At 71.2% G+C, this 1,172-nt stretch carries 1 protein-coding gene; it reads right to left on the bottom strand.

The window, feature by feature from the left end:
• The coding region (locus JAO81_RS41870; protein ID WP_199553249.1) for a S1C family serine protease at nt 1–1,118 on the bottom strand (1,118 nt) is incomplete at its 3' end.
• Between the last annotated feature and the right edge of the window lie 54 nt (nt 1,119–1,172).

The following is a 1,172-nucleotide window of genomic DNA, read 5'->3' on the forward strand; positions in this document are numbered from 1 at the left end:
CCGGCGCGCAGCGTGTCCAGGTCGGCCTTCACATCGTTGATCGGGATCGCGAAGCCGAGGCCCACGCTGCCGGACGAGGAACCGGAGCCGGAGTTCGAGGCCGGGGAGTACATCGCCGAGTTGATGCCGATGATCTCGCCGTTCATGTCGATCAGGGCGCCACCGGAGTTGCCGGGGTTGAGCGAGGCGTCGGTCTGCAGCGCCTTGTACGTGGTCGTGGACGAGCCGGTGTCGCCGTTGAACTGCTCCCCGCCGAACTCGAAGGGCCACTGGCCGCCGCCCTGCTGCCCGGGGGCCTGCTGCTCCTCGGTGGAGACGGTGACGTCACGGTCGAGCGCGGAGATGATGCCGCTGGTCACGGTGCCGGTCAGACCCTCGGGCGAGCCGATCGCGACGACCTCGTCGCCGACGCCCACCTTGTCCGAGTCGCCGAGCGTGGCGGCCTTGAGGCCCGAGGCGTTCTCGAGCTTGATGAGCGCGAGGTCCTTCTTGCTGTCGGTGCCGACGACCTTGGCCGTGTACTTCTTGCCGTCGTTCGTCTGCACCTGGACCTCGCTCGCTCCGGCGATCACATGGTTGTTGGTGATGATCTCGCCGTCGGAGGTGATGAGCACGCCCGAGCCCGTGGACGTACCGCTGCCGGTGCTCGCCTTGATCTCGACGATGGAGTCGCTGACCGCGTTGGCCACACCGGAGACGGTGCCCTTGCTCCCGGCGGAGGCGTTGGTGCCGTTGATGCCGGTGGGGGTGGCGCCGTTCGTACCGAAGAGCTCCTGGGCGGCGTACGCCGTGCCGCCGCCGACGGCCGCGGCGACCAGGGCGACGGCGGCCAGCACCGCTATCGGGCCGCGGGCGCGCTTCTTGTGGGCGGGCGCCGGGTGCGCGGCGGGCTCGTGGCCGAAGGCCGCCCAGCCGTTGCCGCCGTCACCGGCGCCGCCGCCGGCCGGCTCCGTGGCGGGCCACACGGTGGTGCCGGGGGCGACGTTGACCGGTGCCGCGGGGGCGTGCGGCGGGGGCGGCGGGTACGAGCCGTACGCCGGGGGCGTCGTGCCGTACGCCGTGTCGTAGGAGGGCTGCTGCTCGGGGTGGTTGCCGCTCTGGCGGTAGCTCTCGGTCATGTCTCAGAGCTTTGCCGCGGATCATGAGAGGTTCCTGAGGGGGCGCTGAGAAGC

Origin of the sequence: Streptomyces sp. N35, assembly GCF_016464295.1 — a bacterium.
Lineage (GTDB): Bacteria > Actinomycetota > Actinomycetes > Streptomycetales > Streptomycetaceae > Streptomyces.